This window comes from Bradyrhizobium barranii subsp. barranii, from assembly GCF_017565645.3.
In the GTDB taxonomy this organism is placed as follows: Bacteria; Pseudomonadota; Alphaproteobacteria; order Rhizobiales; family Xanthobacteraceae; genus Bradyrhizobium; species Bradyrhizobium barranii.
Genome location: NZ_CP086136.1, coordinates 1,970,222 through 1,987,411 on the forward strand (window position 1 = coordinate 1,970,222; position 17,190 = coordinate 1,987,411).

General features: G+C 65.0%; 14 protein-coding genes. 7 read left to right on the forward strand and 7 right to left on the reverse strand.

Going from position 1 to position 17,190, the window contains the following annotated elements:
- The first annotated feature begins 33 nt into the window (after positions 1-33).
- On the forward strand, positions 34-1,014 hold the full coding sequence (locus J4G43_RS09675; protein WP_208084641.1) for a SphA family protein: 981 nt from the start codon (positions 34-36) through the stop codon (positions 1,012-1,014).
- 98 nt (positions 1,015-1,112) lie between these two features.
- Here J4G43_RS09675 and J4G43_RS09680 read toward each other — a convergent pair whose 3' ends face one another.
- Positions 1,113-2,600 carry a hypothetical protein gene (locus tag J4G43_RS09680; RefSeq protein ID WP_208084642.1) on the reverse strand — a complete coding sequence of 496 codons (1,488 nt, stop codon included), beginning with the start codon at positions 2,598-2,600 and terminating at the stop codon, positions 1,113-1,115.
- A 398-nt stretch (positions 2,601-2,998) separates the two neighbouring features.
- Between J4G43_RS09680 and J4G43_RS09685 the strand changes: the two genes are divergently transcribed.
- Positions 2,999-3,163, forward strand: a complete 165-nt coding sequence (locus J4G43_RS09685) for a Flp family type IVb pilin (RefSeq protein ID WP_014492421.1) — start codon at positions 2,999-3,001, stop codon at positions 3,161-3,163.
- A 451-nt stretch (positions 3,164-3,614) separates the two neighbouring features.
- The gene (locus J4G43_RS09690; protein WP_063981105.1) at positions 3,615-4,295 is read left to right on the forward strand and encodes a TetR family transcriptional regulator; all 681 of its coding nucleotides are present in this window, start codon (positions 3,615-3,617) and stop codon (positions 4,293-4,295) included.
- Positions 4,296-4,446: 151 nt separating this feature from the next.
- On the opposite strand, the gene pyk is transcribed toward J4G43_RS09690, so the two are convergent.
- Positions 4,447-5,883 (reverse strand): pyruvate kinase, encoded by a 1,437-nt coding sequence (gene pyk, locus J4G43_RS09695; RefSeq protein ID WP_208084643.1) that lies wholly within the window; start codon positions 5,881-5,883, stop codon positions 4,447-4,449.
- Positions 5,880-6,479 (reverse strand): DUF1036 domain-containing protein, encoded by a 600-nt coding sequence (locus J4G43_RS09700; protein WP_014492424.1) that lies wholly within the window; start codon positions 6,477-6,479, stop codon positions 5,880-5,882. Before J4G43_RS09700 ends, pyk begins: the two co-directional genes overlap by 4 nt.
- 180 nt (positions 6,480-6,659) lie before the next feature.
- On the opposite strand from J4G43_RS09700, the gene J4G43_RS09705 reads away from it, so the two are divergent.
- The 3 genes from J4G43_RS09705 (at position 6,660) to J4G43_RS09715 (ending at position 8,011) form a co-directional block, all read left to right on the forward strand.
- On the forward strand, positions 6,660-6,962 hold the full coding sequence (locus tag J4G43_RS09705; RefSeq protein ID WP_028154102.1) for a DUF1244 domain-containing protein: 303 nt from the start codon (positions 6,660-6,662) through the stop codon (positions 6,960-6,962).
- Positions 6,963-7,160: 198 nt separating this feature from the next.
- A complete protein-coding gene (locus J4G43_RS09710) occupies positions 7,161-7,433 on the forward strand; it encodes a DUF2312 domain-containing protein (protein ID WP_014492426.1) in 273 nt (90 codons plus the stop codon).
- Between the two features lie 152 nt (positions 7,434-7,585).
- Positions 7,586-8,011 (forward strand): DUF1801 domain-containing protein, encoded by a 426-nt coding sequence (locus J4G43_RS09715; protein ID WP_208084644.1) that lies wholly within the window; start codon positions 7,586-7,588, stop codon positions 8,009-8,011.
- A gap of 98 nt (positions 8,012-8,109) precedes the next feature.
- Here J4G43_RS09715 and J4G43_RS09720 read toward each other — a convergent pair whose 3' ends face one another.
- The 4 genes from J4G43_RS09720 to J4G43_RS09735 form a co-directional block, all read right to left on the reverse strand.
- Positions 8,110-8,643 (reverse strand): hypothetical protein, encoded by a 534-nt coding sequence (locus J4G43_RS09720; RefSeq protein WP_208084645.1) that lies wholly within the window; start codon positions 8,641-8,643, stop codon positions 8,110-8,112.
- 313 nt (positions 8,644-8,956) lie between these two features.
- A complete protein-coding gene (locus J4G43_RS09725) occupies positions 8,957-10,564 on the reverse strand; it encodes a peptidoglycan L,D-endopeptidase MepK (protein WP_225004776.1) in 1,608 nt (535 codons plus the stop codon).
- A 285-nt stretch (positions 10,565-10,849) separates the two neighbouring features.
- Positions 10,850-13,087 (reverse strand): L,D-transpeptidase scaffold domain-containing protein, encoded by a 2,238-nt coding sequence (locus J4G43_RS09730; RefSeq protein WP_208084647.1) that lies wholly within the window; start codon positions 13,085-13,087, stop codon positions 10,850-10,852.
- Between the two features lie 366 nt (positions 13,088-13,453).
- Positions 13,454-14,950 (reverse strand): sigma-54-dependent transcriptional regulator, encoded by a 1,497-nt coding sequence (locus J4G43_RS09735; RefSeq protein WP_208084648.1) that lies wholly within the window; start codon positions 14,948-14,950, stop codon positions 13,454-13,456.
- A gap of 127 nt (positions 14,951-15,077) precedes the next feature.
- Between J4G43_RS09735 and J4G43_RS09740 the strand changes: the two genes are divergently transcribed.
- Positions 15,078-16,985, forward strand: coding sequence for a M3 family oligoendopeptidase (locus J4G43_RS09740; protein WP_208084649.1), 1,908 nt, complete (start codon positions 15,078-15,080; stop codon positions 16,983-16,985).
- Positions 16,986-17,190 lie beyond the last annotated feature (205 nt).

Consider the following 17,190-nt stretch of genomic DNA (forward strand, 5'->3'; position numbering starts at 1 on the left):
CCTAGTCGTCATAGGCACCGACTCCTTGCTGCCATGGCTCTCATCGTCTGCACCTCTGCAAGTTCAACAGACGATGCGAAGGCCGATGCCGGCGGCGTCGGCTTCTGGTTGCCGGGAGGCATGGGCAGTCTCTCCGCCGTGCCGGGACAGCCGGGCTGGAGTTTCACCAGTATCTATCTTCACGTCGAGGCAAACGCCGGTGGGGGCAAGGATCTGCAGCTCAACTCGTCCGTTGTCGCCGGCCTGCATGCGCACGCCGATGCCGTGGGTTTCCTGCCCGCCTACACTTTTGCCACGCCGGTACTTGGCGGCCAGTTGACGGTCGGTGTGCTCGGCGTGCCCGGCAACGTCGGGGTTGGTATTGCCGCCACGCTAACAGGCCCGCGGGGTAACCAGATTTCGGGCAACGCCAGCGACGAGAGGGCCACGTTTGGTGACGTGTACTACCTCGGCACCCTGAAATGGAATCAGGGCGTCAACAATTACATGTGGTACGTGCTCGGCAACATCCCGAGCGGCACCTACGACTCCACGCGGCTGGCCAACCTGAGCATCGGCTATACCGGCGTGGACAGCGGCTTCGGCTACACCTATCTCAATCCGCAGACAGGGCACGAATTGTCCGCGGTCGCCGGCTTCAGCTACAGCGGCATGAACAACGCGCTGCAATACCGCAACGGTATCGACTTTCATCTGGACTGGGCCATGTCGCAGTTCGTCAGCAAGAGTGTTCATGTCGGGCTCGCCGGCTATGTCTATCAGCAGGTCACCGGCGACAGCGGAGCCGGCGCCAAGCTCGGCGATTTCAAGGGCCAGTCGGTCGGCATCGGTCCGCAGATCGGGGTCTTCTTTTCCGCGTTCGAGGGATACACCGGCTATCTGAACCTCCGTGGCTATTGGGACGTCGTAACCGAGAACCGGCCGACCACCCAGACCGTAATGGTCACGCTGAGTCTTGCACCGTCCGCGCCGGAAAAGCCGACGACGCCGCGCGGGCCGAGGCAATTGAAGTAGCTCGAAAGCGGATTACGTGGTCGTGGATGGCGAAGTGAGTCCGCTTCACATCTTTAAGCGAACGTCGCATCCGAGAGGACGCGCCTGAAGCTGCGCCCTCACTTCGACGGCAGCGCCGCGCCGTCAGCATTGTCCCGCACATGAATGACGGCGATGTCGTCCGCGTAAATCCGCTTCCAGCCCTTGAGCTGATCGAGGATTTGCGGGCCCGGCGCATCGGCGACCAATAGCGTCGCGTCGATCTTGTACTGGTCGAGCAGGCGCGGCAGCAGCTCGGGCTTCTTGCCTTCCGTCGCCTTGAAGAAGTCCATGACGAACTTTTCGCCATAGAGCTCCGCGCGGCCGTCGACGTAAACAGGGATGTCGCGCGAGATCAGATAGCCGCCGAACTGATAGGCGTTGAAGATGCGCTGCACCCTGAGTTTTTCGAGCAGGTCGACTGCCGCAACCGGCGTCTGCGTCATCGTGAACGTGAAGCGATGGTGTCCCATGTAGAGCGAGGTCGAGGTCCAGCTCGCGGCCACGATCATGAGCGCGCCGAGCGCGGTGACATAGCGGGCCGGCCAGCGGTCTGCGCCGGCGGTGTCCGCTAGCGGGCGCGGGAACATCTCGCCGAGCGGCTTTGCCAGCACCAGCGGCACCAGGAAGGCGAAGGCCTCGATATTCCTGACATGGGTCAGCGCGCTCCAGGTCAGGAACAGGATCAGGAAGATCCGCGGCGCCGACAGCACGAGGCCGCGATAATAGCCGAGCGCGATCAAGCCGAGCAGTGCGCCTTCGAATCCGGTGAAGGTGGCAAAGTTCGCCGGCATCCATTCGAAGATCAGTGACAGCAATTCGCCGAGGCTGAGGATGTTGGTCGCACCCATCAGCGTCCGCCAGCCGTAAGGCGTGCAGCAGGCAGCGATCAGCGCGCCGACGCCGAACAGCACCCAGCGTATGAACAGCTTCAGCCGCTTTCCCTTCTCGGCATGCTCGACCGCTTCGAGCGAGATCGGGCCGATCAGTGCGAGGCCCAGCACGAAGCCGCCATGTAAATTCGCCCAGAGCGCTATCAGCGGCAGCCAAGTCCAGGACGGCGCGCTTCTGCGGTCGGCAGCCGCCATCAGCAGGCCGACCCACGCCACCATGACGGGCAGCGCCAGAATATGCGGACGCGCCAGCACGTGATGGATCGACAGCAGCAGCGCCAGCATCGCGAACAGCACCGCGCGCGGCGCCTCGATCTGCGCGTCGAGCAGATAGACGAACACCGCAGCGGTGAGCGCCATCCCGGTCGCGGTGAGGATGACCGGACCTGCCCAGCCCCATTGCGGGTAGGAGAAGGCGAACAGCACCTGCGACAGCCACGACGTCGAGATCCAGGATTCCCCAGGGCGCGTGAAAGAATAGAAGTCGGTGTAGGGCAGGGCACCGTGATCGAGGATCCATTGCCCGATCCTGATCTGCCAGAACGAGTCGGAGTCCTGAAGCAGCGTGTCGCCGACGAAGAGGAAGAACAGATAGGTGCCGGCACCGACGCAGAGCGGCAGCAGTGCTCGCGCGCGGCTCTGCATCGCAATGCTGTGGGCAAAGGAAAGGGACATGCCGCCTCGTCGTCCTGCTTGTTCTTGTCGGCCGGAGCATGATCCGGAAAAGTGTGTAGCGGTTTTCCGGGAAGATCATGCTCAAGCAATAACCTGAAGCGCGATGAACGATTCATCTCGTCGTGCTTCAGGCCGAGCGGGCGGCATTGGACCATGCGCGGTCATAACTTCGGGTAAATCGCGCCCCTGCAGCATTGCCGCGGATAGCTACGATTTAACGAATTGTTTTCAATTCTCCTTTACCATCGTCGAATACGTGCAATCCGCTTCGTGTTTCCGCAGTCGAATTAACTGCGGCGCAATTCTTTGCCTCTAGGTTCGGTTCCATGGTCGGGCGGCGCTGGGAAGCCGAGAGACCAGACCATTTGTAAGCCACGTGTACTCTTTGGGAGCAGTCTATGAAGAACCTCGTTTCGCGTTTCGTGAAGGACGAATCCGGCGCCACCGCCATTGAATACGGCCTGATCGCTGCCGGCATCGCGCTCGCGATCATCACCGTCGTCAACAACCTCGGCAGCTCGCTGAACACCAAGTTCGGCTCGATCTCGTCCAGCCTCAAGTAAGACCGGACGATCTGAGAGTTTCGAGAGCCCCGTCCCGGACGGGGCTCTTTTCTTTTGCGGGGTGGAGTGAGCCGGAGGCTGCTCGGCCTGCATGGTTCGCCCGGCGATGCAGAGCATCGTCCGGAGACGCTCGCTTTGGCGGGGCTCCTCACCATGAGGGTCTGATCTCTTGACGCAAAACGCGACCTCATCCCGAGGGCCCGCCGTAGGTGGGCGTCTCGAAGGATGGGCTCGCAGGCAAGCTTCCCGCTACGTTCTTCTTCAAAGCCCTCCATCCGGCGTTGCTTGGCTTGGCGCTCCCGTCCGTCCGGCGTGACGTTCTACGCATTTGCATCTTGTCATTCACTTTGAATAGTTGTTCAGTCCTTGCGGGACGATTTGCATCTATTGCAGGGACGACGCGTTCGGCCGCGCGGGGCGTGCGGCTGGCGTGTGGGACAGGAAGCGCGCCATGGTTTATCGGCGAACGCATCAAGTGGTGAAGCGCCTTGCGGCCAGGCGCAGTGCGATTCTTGCTGCGGCGCGGGAAGCTGCGGCGGAAGGCGGGATGGCGGCGGTGCAGATCGCGCCGGTTGCTGTACGGGCCAGTGTCGCGGCCGGAACGGTCTACCGCTACTTCCCGTCCAAGTCCGAGCTGATCTCCGAATTGATAGCCGAGGTGTCGCGCGACGAGCTCGCGGCGATCCGCCGGGCGGCCGATGCCGCGCCCGGCCCATCCTCGGCGCTGGCGGCGGCCGTCACCACCGTGGCGGTCCACACGCTGTCGCAGCGCAGGTTGGCCTGGGGCATCCTGGCCGAGCCGGTCGACGTCGATGTCAGCGCGTCCCGCCTCGCCAGCCGCCGCGAGATCGCCGGCGAGATGGCCGCGCGGATCGACGCCGCCGTGCGGGCCGGCCATTTGCCTGCGCAGGATACCGCGCTCGCCGCCACCGCGCTGTTGGGGGCGCTGCATGAGGCCCTGGTCGGGCCGCTCGCGCCCGATAATCTCGACGATCCCGCCAGGATGCGCGATGCGGTGCAGACCGTGACGCTGCTGGCCCTGCGCGCAGTCGGTGTGATGGACGCCCGCGCCAGGGGTCTGGTGGTGCAGCAGACGCTGCTGCCGACCGCGAAAGCGCTGGTTGGGGCCTGAAGAGCAGGTCGCGGCCGGGGCCGAGACCTGATTCCGCTCAGGTCATTGCCCGAGCGCGCCTTTCCACAAAACCCGAGCACCTTCGCCGGCAACGCCGGCTACTGTGCATGGGGTTGTTTTCGACATTTTTTGTTTGCCGGGCTCCCGCGGACTAGATATCCGCGCCGCCCTCGGGGCCGACCGAGGCGATGCGCACCATGTTGGTGGTGCCGGGAATGCCGAGCGGCACGCCGGCGACGATGATCACGCGCTGGCCGGCGCGGACGAAGCCGTCGCGGAAGGCGATCTGGCCGGCGCGGCTTACCATGTCGTCCTGGTCGCGCGCGTCTTCCGCCACCACGCAATGCACGCCCCAGACCACCGCCAGCCGGCGTCCGGCCGCGATGTTGGGCGTGATCGCCACGATCGGCGGCTTCGGCCGCTCGCGCGCGACGCGCACCGCGGTCGAGCCCGAGCTGGTCCAGCAGATCAGGGCCGGCAGGTCGAGTGTTTCGGCGATCTGGCGGGCGGCGTCCGCGATGGCGTCGCCGGCGGTGGATTCCGGCGCGGGGCGCTGCGCGGTGAGCACGGAACGATAAATCGGGTCGCGCTCGACCTCTTCGCCGATGCGGTTCATGGTCGAGACCGCCTCGACCGGGAATTTGCCGGCCGCCGATTCCGCCGACAGCATGATGGCGTCGGCGCCTTCATAGACGGCGGTGGCGACGTCGGAGACCTCGGCGCGGGTCGGCACCGGCGACTGGATCATCGATTCCAGCATCTGGGTTGCGATCACCACCGGCTTGCCGGCGCGGCGCGCCATGCGCGTCATCTGTTTCTGCAGGCTCGGCACGCGCTCCAGCGGCAGCTCGACGCCGAGATCGCCGCGCGCCACCATCAGCGCGTCGGAGGCCTCGATGATGTCGGCGAGGCGGTCGATCGCCTGCGGCTTCTCGATCTTGGCCATGACAGCGGCGCGGCCGCGGATCATCTTCTTGGCCTCGATCACGTCGTCGGCGCGCTGCACGAAGGACAGCGCGATCCAGTCGACGCCGGTCACCAGCGCGGCCTCGAGGTCAGCGCGGTCCTTCGGCGTCATCGCCGAGACCGGCAGATCGGTGTCGGGCAGGCTGACGCCCTTGCGGTCGGACATCCGGCCGCCGACCACGACGCGCGTCACCGCGTGCTCCTTCGTGGTTTCCTCGGCGATCAGCCGCACCTTGCCGTCGTCGAGCAGCAGCGAATGGCCGGGCCTGAGCGCTGCCAGGATCTCCGGATGCGGGAGATTGACGCGCGTGGCATCGCCCGGCGCCTTGTCGGAATCGAGCGTGAAGATCTGGCCGTTCTGGAGCTGGACCGCGCCTTCGGCGAAGGCGCCGAGCCTGAGCTTCGGGCCCTGGAGATCGACCAGGATGCCGATCGGCCGGCCATAACTGCTCTCGACGTTGCGGATCGTCGCGACCAGCTCCCGCATCTTGTCATGCGGGGTGTGGCTCATGTTGATGCGGAACAGGTCGGCACCGGCCTCGAACAGGCGGCGGATCATCGCGAGGTCCGAAGAGGCAGGTCCCAGGGTCGCGAGAATCTTGATACGGCGAAGACGCCTCATGGCTTATTTCCAGACGGTGGCGAGGGGGCTGGCGGAAGGCCAGGCGCGGCGGGGGGCGTACCACCGGGCGGACTATTGGGCAAACCCGGAACGCCGCCACCCGGGCCGACCGGGCCCGGCAGGCCGGGCACGCGCTGCTGCTGTGACGGCTGCTCGTTGGCGTCGGTGAGCTGGACCGTCCAGGCCCGCTGCTCGCCGGTATCGACCTCGAAATAGCCGGTCCGGTCGTAGCCGCGCGCGAGGCAATCCTCGGTGCCGCGGATGGTGAATTCCTTGTCGCGCGAGCACATGAAGGCCTGGCCCGACCATTCGCCGCCGCGGTCGTAGTCGATCGCATAGATGTAATAGTAGCGGGCGACCAGCGTTCCCCGCAGCAGGGTCTCGCAGGAGCGGGACGAGATGTTCCACCAGCCCTCGGTGGTCCAGCCCTCGGCGTCCTTGTAGCCGAGCGCAATGCCGACCCGGCTCGAGGTGTTGTTGCAAAGCCGGAAGTCGGCGGAGGCCGGGCTGGCCCAGAGGCACAGCAGGCCAACCACCAGCACCGGGACCAACCGGGCGAGCAGGCGAAGGGGGGCGCGGGGAGATTCGGCGATCATTGTCGCGGAACGTATACCAGATGATTGACGATTTGGCGTAGGGCCGGGGAGCCGGCCTTCGGGTTGGCTCTGGCGCCGTTTGCGCCGCGATGTGGCAAAATCTGTGACAAGGACCCACCTGATCCCGTAAGGGTGACCCCCATCGGGGGCAGAACCAATTCAGGCCGAAGGGATCCAGCCATGGCAATCGACGACAAAACCAGAACGGAGCTCGAGGCGGCCGCTTTCCGGCGCCTGGTCGATCATCTGAAGACGCGGACGGACGTCCAGAACATCGATCTGATGAATTTGGCCGGCTTCTGCCGCAACTGCCTGTCCAACTGGCTCAAGGACGCCGCCGACGCGCAGGGCGTGAGCTTAAGCAAGGACGAGAGCCGCGAGGCCGTCTACGGCATGCCCTACGAGACCTGGAAGTCGAAATATCAGGGCACGGCCACGCCCGAGCAGGTCGAGGCGATGAAGAAGGTTCACCCCGGGCACTGAACGGCCTCGCCGGCAGTCTGGCGGTGAGTCGCACCACACAACTTCTTTCTTGGCCTCGCCGCAGGAAGGTGTGGGCGCGCTGTGGACGAGCGCGATGCTGCCTTGAACGCGAGAGCCGCGAACCCTAAGGGTCAACCAGCACGCGCGGTGAGGATGCCGGCGTCACCTCGTTTTGCCAGTTCCATTGGGAGTACCAAGATGGCCACCTCCGCCGCCGTCCGCGACGACGAGCCCGCGACGAAATTTGCCAAGGACCAGCTCAAATCCATCATCGAGCGCATCGAGCGGCTGGAGGAAGAGAAGAAGGCGATCTCCGACGACATCCGCGACGTCTATGCCGAGAGCAAGGGCAATGGCTACGACGTCAAGGCGCTGCGCACCATCGTGCGCATGCGCAAGCAGGACCCGAACGAGCGCGCCGAGGCCGAGACCATCCTCGAGACCTATATGCAGGCGCTGGGAATGCTCTGAGGCGATGCGCCTCTAGCACTGCTGCCGTAGCCCGGATGGAGCGCAGCGAAATCCGGGTTCTCGCAGTATGGAAGCATTCCCCGGATTACGCTTTCGCTCCATCCGGGCTACAAGCGTGGCGTGTTGCACTTCGTTTGTGAACGGAGACCGCTGTGACTGCGCCGCCGCTGCCGCGCGAGGTGGACCGTGCCTTCCGCGCCCTTCCGGCGCCGATCGGCAAGCGGCTACTCCAGGTGCGTGCGCTGATCTTCGCGACCGCTGCGGCGCATAAAGCCGTTGGCGAGCTCACCGAGACCCTGAAATGGGGCGAGCCGGCTTACTTGACCGATGAGAGCGGCAGCGGCTCCACGATTCGGCTCGGCCGCCTGAAGGACTCCGAGCGCGCCGCCATACTGTTCAACTGCAAGACGACGCTGGTCGATACGTTCCGCGAGCGCTTTCCCGATGAGTTCGAATATCGGCAGACCAGGGCTTTGCTGTTGCCCCTATCCGGCGCGCTGCCGAAGCAGGAGCTCACCGTCTGCCTCTCGCTGGCGTTGACATATCATCTGGATCGGCGGGTCAGGAAAGCGAGATAGAAGCTGCAGGCTTCGACACTGTAGTCTTGGAAGTGGCGAGGACGCCATTGCGCCGGTCCGGCACGCAGCCTCGATCCGCAAGATTGTCGGTCTCGGTCTCAATTGCCGCGTCCGCGTTTGGCGTCTCGTCGGGCCTGCGCCCGCTTGTTGGCCTGCGAGACTCTTCCGATTTTTTCCGGTGGGAGTTTCTTGAGCCGGCGACGGCTTGGGATCAACCGCATGCCGTCATGCGAAGTTGGGGTCGTCTGCGGGCGAGAAAACTGACGCGCCCGACGGAGTGCTAACGCCCGTCGCGCCGCTTCCCCGAGCTCCCGTCGTGCTTCAAACTTCCGGATGCGCCTCAGCTCGTTCTTGACGCGCTTGATGGCGGCAGCGAAAACCGATTGGCGCCGGTTTGCATGCTCTGCCGTGCCGGAGAAACTCTTGCCGCGCGGGTCGGCTGTTCCCTTTGTTTCGCGGCGTCGATGCCGCGACAATGTACGCTCCCTGTCGCGCAGATCCCGAAGTCGGGCGCGAAGGCTCTCAAGTCCATCGCGCTCCATCTCTCCGACCACGGGATGGTGCGTACTCAATATGACTTCGCGCTCGTCGTGGTTCAGAAGGCTGAGCTCAGACTTGCATGGAACTGACATCGCATGCTCCTACTTCGCTGTGGCGACTTCCCTTGAGGTGCGGCGCCGCTGCGGAAACGCGGAACACCAAGGCAAACGCAATCGCGTCCTCGGACTTTGTCATCGCGTCCGTTCTGGGCGCACTGCCACAATGCGCGTTTGGAATGCGTAGCGATACCGGGTGGATTACCCGTTGGAAGTGGGGGAATCTCCCCTAGTGCAGATGCGCACCAGGCCGGGACGACACTTGAGCGTGTGGCGCTGTCGTGCCCCAGGATTGCGCTGCGCTTCATCCCGGCTTGCGGGACTACCGAACGGCGTGAGGGGAAAGATCTCAGTGCAGCGCCGCGGTGCGCATGACGAACGACGTCGTCTCGAGCTTCGCGGTCGCGCTGCCCGTAAAGCTGTCGCAGGACAGGCCCTGCATCGGATCGTCGGCAAAGCCCATCGCGACCACGGCCTGCGGTTTGACGAAATAGCCGCGCAGGGCAACGGTATCCAGCTCGCCCATCAGCGTCACCGACATCGCGCGGCTGGCGCTCGGCGACAGCATCACGATCTTGAGCCAGATGCTTTCGCCCCTGGCGGCGGAGAGGCGGGTCGCGGTTGCGATCCTTCCGTCGATGCTCTTGCCGACCACCGTGTTGATCTCGATCGCGGGCGCAAGGCCGCGCGTCGCGGCAACGGGGCGGCCTGTGCGCGGGACCGGCGCGGAGGCGGCGACGACGTTGGCGCGGTCGACCGGGGAGGCGGACGCCGGCGCGTAGGCCAGCGCCTGATAGGCCGCGCTGGAGACGCTCGCGGTCGCTTGCGGCTCGGTGGCGGCGGCGAGCGCCTGGCGGGCCTTCAGCGCCGCCACTTGAGCTGGCGTCGCCTGCTGCGGGGTCGCAGGGGTATCCCAGAAGCCGCGGGCATTGATGATGTCGGCCGGGGTCTCGGGCTTGCCGGCTGCCGGCTTGTCAGCCACGGGCGCGGGCTTCGGCTTGGGCGGTGCAACGAGCTGTGCATCGGCCGAAGCGAGCTGGATCGCAGCGGCGATCTGCGGCTTGGCGCGCGGTGTCGGCACCGGATCGGCCGGCTTGGCCACGGCGGCAACCACGGTCGGCGCAACAGGCTTGGCGGCCGGGGCGGGCGCGCCCTCGTCATCCTCGTCGCTGCTCGTGGCGGCCGGAGCCGACTTGCTCTTGAACAGGGCGGCAAAGAAACTCGGCTTGCTGCCTGAATCGTCGCCTGTGCCGCGGCGCTCGATGTCGGCCTTGGCCAGCTCATAGCCCTTCAGCGGCGTGCCGTCGGTCGGGACGTGGACCGTGCGGCCATCCGGGAAGACGCGGGCGAGCTGGTCATGCGTCATGCGCGGCCAGTGCCGGATGCTGCCGGTATCCAGATGGACGAAGGGCGAGCCGGAGGTTGGATAGAAGCCGACGCCGCCGCGCTGCAGGCGCAGGCCGGCGAAGCGGATCTGCTCCAGCGGCACGCCCGGAATGTGGAAGTCCATCGCATGCCCCAGCATGTGCTGGCTGAAGCGCGCCACGCCGGAGGAGCGGCGGCGGAGCATCGCGTTGGTGGCGGGGGAGCGGTAGGAGGAGATGATCTGGATCGGCTGCTTGCCGTCGACGTCGCGATAGACTTCCCAGAGGATGTCGAACAGGCGACGGTCCATGACCGTCTCGTCCTGGGTCCGCCAGTCGCGCAGGAAGTGGTTGAGCTGCTTCAGCGCGGCCTCGTCGAAGCGGCCATCGCGCTTGAAGGTGACGGTGAGGTCTTCGCCGGAATGGGTGTGGTGGAACGAGAGCGTCTTGGTCTCGTTCAGCGCGGCGGCGTCATGGACCGAGCCCGCGGCAGCAAGCAGCAGTGCGGAAGCGAGGCCGATCCGGGATCCGGCCTTCACTCCCGCATGGGACAACGACAGCACTGCGAATTTGCGTGCGAGACCAGTCAGCACAAATGAGCCCACCCAGTCGACGAGCGTTCAAAATGGACTCTCCCGGCAACCCCGTTAGCGCGCGAAAGAGGATGAACGCTTTCTTAAAGCGAGAAGGTTAATTCGAGGTTGACCTTCCCGACCCCAAACCAAGTCACAATACGAACCTAAGCGGTTCAGTGTGGCAAAAAAACGCCCGCTGCCGGAGTTCGGGTGGAGAATGGTTAACGTTAAACGACCCCATCCAGGGGGATGAGGTCGCTGATCTTACTAGAGAATTTCCGGCAAAGACCGGTCGGGGAGGCGTCAGCGGGTAAACACCCGCTGCTGCTGCGGCCGGCGGCCGACCGGAGCCGGCGGCGGGGTCGGCGCCCCGAACAGCCGCTCGAAGAAGTTCGGACCCGACGAGCCGAAGCCGCCGCCATTGTTGGCAATCGCCACGCCCGAGGGCAGCGTCGTCGCCGGGCGCGAATAGCTCGGCTGGGAGTGAGCAACGACGTTCTCGAGGTCCTTGCCGCGGCCGTTCTTCAGGATGTTGATCATGGTCGCGTCACGGCCATAGACGTCCTTGCGGATTTGCAGCTTGCCGCCATCGTCCACGAACGCGGTCTGGTAGGTGATGTTGACCGGGATCGGCGTCGGGAATTTCAGGTCGATCTCGCTCTTGCCGTACATGCTGCGCACGCGCTCCGGCGTGTACTTCTCGTTCGGCATGGCGATGTTGAGCAGAACGGAGGCGTACTGATCCGGGTTCTGCACGCGCATGCAGCCATGGCTGAAGGCGCGATCGTCCCTGGCGAACAGGTTCTTGTCCGGCGTGTCGTGCTGATAGACCAGGAACTTGTTCGGGAAGTTGAAGCGGATGCGGCCGAGCGCGTTGGCTTCACCGGGGGGCTGCGAGATGTGCACGGAGCCGTCGCGGTTCTGCTCGAGCTTGAGGCCCATGCGCTGGAGCACGGTCGGGTCCTGCTGAAGCGCCGGCAGATATTCGTTGTAGACGATCGACGGCGGCACGTTCCAGGTCGGATTGACCGTGATGTACTTCATCGTCTCGGTGAGCAGCGGGGTCGCATGCGAGCCCGGCTTGCCGGTGACGACGCGGGTGGTCCAGACCTGCTGGCCGCGCTGCATCACCTTCAGCGTGTAGTCGGGAATGTTGAGGATGACATAGGCATCGCCCAGCGAGGGAACGCCGAGGTCGCGCGGCAGCCAGCGCCAGCGCTCCATGTTCACCAGCACCGTGTCGATCTGCTTGTCGCGCTTCGGCGTGTTGATCGCCTTGGCGGTCTTGTCGTCGAGGACGCCGGTCGCCTTCATCTCTGCGCCGCTCTGGAATTTGCGCACGGCTTCGGCGACGGTGGCGTCATAGCGGGTGTCGCTGGCGTTCTCGGCGAGGCCGAGCTTGGCGCGGAGCTGCGGCACGCGCGGATCTTCGACGACGATTTCAGCCTGCTTCTTGCCGGCCGGGGTGTATTTCAGCGCCGGACCGTCGGCGATCTCGATCACCGGGCCGCTGCCCTGGCCGCGCAGCTCGGCGAGCTTGGCCTTCAGCTCCTTGTAGAGCTTCTGCGGCGGGTTGTAGCCGTCGAGCGCTGCGGAGGCGTCGGCTGCGGTCGTGATCTTGGCGAGCACCTCGCTCGGATCGACCGGATGCTCGGGATAGAGGATGTCGCCGCTGACCTGCGACCAGTGCATGCGGCCGCTCTGGGCCTGGCGCGCATAGTCGAACATGCTGGCGGTGAGCTTCAGCTCGGCATCAGCGAGCGCATCGGGCGCCGTGGCGGTGGCGAAATCCGGCACCGGGTAGTCGGCGGGATTGAGGCCATCGGAGGCCGCATCCTTCAGCCGCGTGATCACGCCCTTGGCCGCAGCGGTCAGGCTGCCGGCCTGGGTCCAGACCGGCGCGAAGTCGCGTGCACCGTAAAACTTCTCGATCGCGGCGCGCTCGTTCTTGCGGTCGAAATGGCGCGAGGTCTTGGCGCCGATGATGTCCTTGAGCTTGTCGGCGACCGGCTGGTCGGCGGCGGGAACGTTGCTCGCGGCCTTCACCGGCTCGGCGGCCGGAGCGGCAGCGGGGGCCGCAGGCGCGGCCGGCGTTGCCGTCGCGGTGTCGGCCTTTGCTGGTTCGGATTTGGCAGGCTCGGTCTTCGCGGCCTCGGACTTGGCGGGCTCGGTCTTCGCGGGCTCGGTCTTGGCGGTTTCGCTCTTCGGCGCCTCAGCTGCAGGCGTGGTGGCGACGTCGGAAGGCTTGGTCTCAACCTTGTCGGGGGCCGGCGCGGTTTCGGCCTTCACCGGTTCCTTGGTCGGCTCCTTTGCGGAGTCCTGAACCGTCGCGGTGGTGTCGAGCTTGATGTCGGATGCGGTCGGGGGCGGGACGTTGGCGGGCTCGGGGCGCGGGATCGCGGCTTCGATCGCGAGTTCGGCGGCGCTGCTGCGCACCTGATCCTGCGCCAGGGCCGAGCTGGCCGATACCGTGAGGAAGGTCGCCGCGACCGTCATCAAGACGCGGTCAAAGCCCGCACGGTGGTTCAAACAGTCACGCATTGTGTCGCACCCCTCGGGTGAACTGTCCCTCGTGGAACAGCTTCATTATCGCCTAATGAGCTTCGGGCTAAACTGCGCCGGCCGCTCGAAAGTTGCACGCCTGCACGCAACGATTCATACGCGGACGAACGAATCCTACGCAGACGATATACAGGCCCCGTTTGGGCGGCCAGCGCTACCCGGGACAACTCACGACAAACTGACTTCAAGAAAGCCCGTTTGCAACGGATTGTGCGGCTTTGGCAGACGCTTTTCCATGTGTCTGTCACTTCCAAGTCACGGTTCACGTCGCAGCCGGATTTTGCCGTAATACGAAGGGCTTGCGGCGTCATCGCAACGCCAAGCGAACCTCCGTTCGCATGAGGCTCAGGGCGTCTCCTCACCGCTTTTGCCGCCATGTCCGGGAACCCCGGCTTCGTCGAGCTTGCGGTAGAGCGTGGACCGGCCGATTTTGAGGCGGCGGGCGACCTCGGACATCTGTCCCCGATAATGCGAGATCGCGAAGCGGATGATCTCGTTCTCCATGTCGTCGAGCGGGCGGACGTCGCCGGTGGGGGTCAGCATGGAAAGGGTCCCCGCCAGCGGCAGCGGCGCGATCGGTATTTCACCACCCGACACCACCGAGGGCGCCGCGATCGGCTCGAGCATCAGCGGCGCGGTCGGGATGTCGGTCTCGAGATGCGGCTGCGAGGTGAGCAGGGGGAAGTCGGCAAGGTCGAGCTGGTCGCCCTCGCTCATCACCACCGCGCGGTAGACCGCGTTTTCGAGCTGGCGGATGTTGCCGGGCCAGTCGAGCTGGGCGAGGTGCGCCACGGCCTCGCCGCTGATGCCGGTGATGAGGCGATTCTCCTCGGCGGCAAAGCGCGCCAGGAAATGCCGGAGCAGATACGGGATGTCCTCACGCCGCGCCCGCAGCGAGGGGATCGTCAGCGGCAGCACGTGGAGGCGATAGAACAGATCCTCGCGGAAATGGCCCTGCTTCACCCGCTCCAGCAGCCTGCGGTTGGTCGCGGAGATGATCCGGACGTCAACCTTCAACGGCTTGCGTCCGCCGACCGCTTCGACCGCGCCTTCCTGAAGTGCGCGCAGCAGCTTGACCTGTGCGGTGAGCGGCAGCTCGCTGACCTCGTCCAGGAACAGCGTGCCGCCATGAGCCTCGACGAACTTGCCGGTGTGCCGTTCGGTGGCGCCGGTGAAGGCGCCCTTCTCGTGGCCGAACAGGATCGACTCGACCAGATTGTCGGGGATCGCACCGCAATTGACCGCGACGAACGGCTTAGCCTTGCGCTCGCCGCTGCCATGGATGGCGCGTGCGAACATCTCCTTGCCGACGCCGGACTCGCCCTCGATCAGCACAGGGATCGACGAGCCCGCGGCCTTCTGCGCGGCACGCATCACGGCCGCCATCGCCTCGGCGCGGGTGATGATGTCGGAGAAAGTCAGCCGGCCCTCGCGGCTGTGACGGATACGCTGCAACTCGCCCTTGAGCGCGGAGGCATTGAGTGCGTTGCGCAGAGAGACCTGGAGCCGCTCCAAGCCAACCGGCTTGACGACGAAATCGGCCGCGCCCGCGCGCATCGCCGTGATCACGTTGTCGATGCCGCCATGGGCGGTCTGCACGATGACGGGGACGCCGAGGCCGGCCTCGCGGATTTTCGCAAGCACGCCCATGCCGTCGAGGCCGGGCATCACGAGATCGAGGATGACGGCGTCGATCGCCGGTGCATCGGGGGCGGTGAGGGCGGCGATCGCGGCGTCGCCGGAGTCCACGACGACCGTCTCATAGCCGCATTTCTGCACCATGTTCTCGACCAGCCGGCGGGCTACTGCGTCGTCGTCGGCGATCAAAATACAGGCAGCCATGGTGTTCCCCGCACGCTACTACTATCTGTCTCGAATCGGGTCACTCTGGCCGAAGCCGATTAACGCACTCTTAAACCTTGATGCCCCCGCCCGCCGTCGCGCTTGTTGAACACAGGTTTCCCACACAATGAATTCGCGCTCCAAATCTGCTCTCAAGAAGTCTGCCTCCAGCAAGCCCGCTCTCCGCAAGCCAAGCACCAGGAAATCCGCCGCCAAGGCAAAGTCCTCCAAATCTTTGCCCGCAAAGCCTGCGGGCAAGACCGGCAGGCTTCCGGAGTGGAACCTCGCCGACCTCTATTCCGGGATCGATGCGCCGGAAGTGGCGCGCGATCTCGAAAGGATGGACGCCGATTGCGTCGCGTTCGAGACCGACTACAAGGGCAAGCTCGCCACAGGGACAGCAAACGAAGATGGCGGAAAATGGCTCGCCGAGGCGGTGCGACGCTATGAGGCGATCGACGATCTCGCCGGGCGTCTCGGCTCCTATGCCGGCCTCGTCCATGCCGGCGACAGCGTTGATCCCACGATTTCAAAGTTTTACGGCGATGTCTCCGAGCGGCTAACGGCGGCGTCCACGCATCTCTTGTTCTTCGCGCTCGAGCTCAACCGCGTCGATGACGATATTTTGAACCGCGCGATGCAGGCCGCCGAGCTCGCGCATTACCGTCCCTGGATCGAGGATCTGCGCAAGGAGAAGCCGTACCAGCTCGACGACAAGCTCGAGCAGCTCTTCCTCGAGAAGTCGCAGACCGGCTATTCCGCCTTCAACCGGCTGTTCGACCAGACCATCTCCGGCCTGCGCTTCAAGGTCGGCGCCAAAGAGCTCGCGATCGAGCCGACGCTCAATTTCCTGCAGGACCGTGACGGCACAAAGCGCAAGGCTGCGGCCGAAGCGTTGGCAAAGACCTTCAAGGCCAATGAGCGCACCTTTGCGCTGATCACCAACACGCTCGCCAAGGACAAGGACATTTCCGACAATTGGCGTGGGTTCAAGGACGTCGCGGATTCTCGGCATCTGAGCAATCGCGTCGAGCGCGAGGTGGTGGACGCGCTGGTCGCCTCGGTGCGCGCGGCCTATCCAAAGCTGTCGCATCGCTATTATGCGTTGAAGGCGAAGTGGTTCGGCAAGAAGCGGCTGGCATACTGGGACCGCAACGCGCCGCTGCCGTTCGCCGCGACCGACGTCATCGGCTGGCCCGATGCGCGCAACATGGTGCTGACGGCCTATCGCGGCTTCTCGCCAAAAATGGCCGAGATCGCCGAGCGCTTCTTCACCGATCGCTGGATCGACGCGCCGGTTCGCCCCGGCAAGGCGCCGGGCGCGTTCTCACATCCGACCACGCCGTCGGCGCATCCTTACGTGCTGATGAACTACCAGGGCAAGCCGCGCGACGTGATGACGCTCGCGCATGAGCTCGGCCATGGCGTGCACCAGGTGCTGGCCGCGAAGAACGGCGCGCTGATGGCGCCGACGCCGCTGACGCTGGCCGAGACCGCGAGCGTGTTCGGCGAGATGCTGACCTTCCGCCGGCTGCTGGCGCAGACCAAGAGCGCGAAGCAGCGCCAGGCGCTGCTCGCCGGCAAGGTCGAGGACATGATCAACACCGTGGTGCGGCAGATCGCGTTCTATTCGTTCGAGCGCGCGGTCCACACCGAGCGCAAGAACGGCGAGCTCACCGCGACGCGGCTCGGTGAGATCTGGCTGTCGGTGCAGGGCGAGAGCCTCGGGCCGGCGATCGAGATCAAGGCGGGCTACGAGAACTACTGGATGTACATCCCGCACTTCATCCACTCGCCGTTCTACGTCTACGCCTATGCCTTCGGCGATTGTCTCGTGAACTCGCTCTACGCCGTCTACGAGAATGCGGCCGAGGGCTTTGCCGAGCGCTACCTCGACATGCTCGCCGCCGGCGGCACCAAGCATTATTCCGAGCTGCTGCGGCCGTTCGGGCTCGATGCCAAGGATCCCAAATTCTGGGACGGCGGTCTCTCGGTCATTGCCGGGATGATCGACGAGCTCGAGGCGATGGGCTGAGGCGAAGCGCGAGTTCCTTCCCGGCGCACGGAATGCGGGTGTCGCAAGTTTTTGTGGCCCCCAGTTCCATCCATCCATGCGCGCGGGCGACCTTCGCGGCGGAGGCCGGCAATTTGCTACGTGCGATTGAACGTTCGCGCGGCCCGCAAGACTAACTCAACAGATACTCGAAAGATGATTTTCTACTATTGATTGTGGATTGATC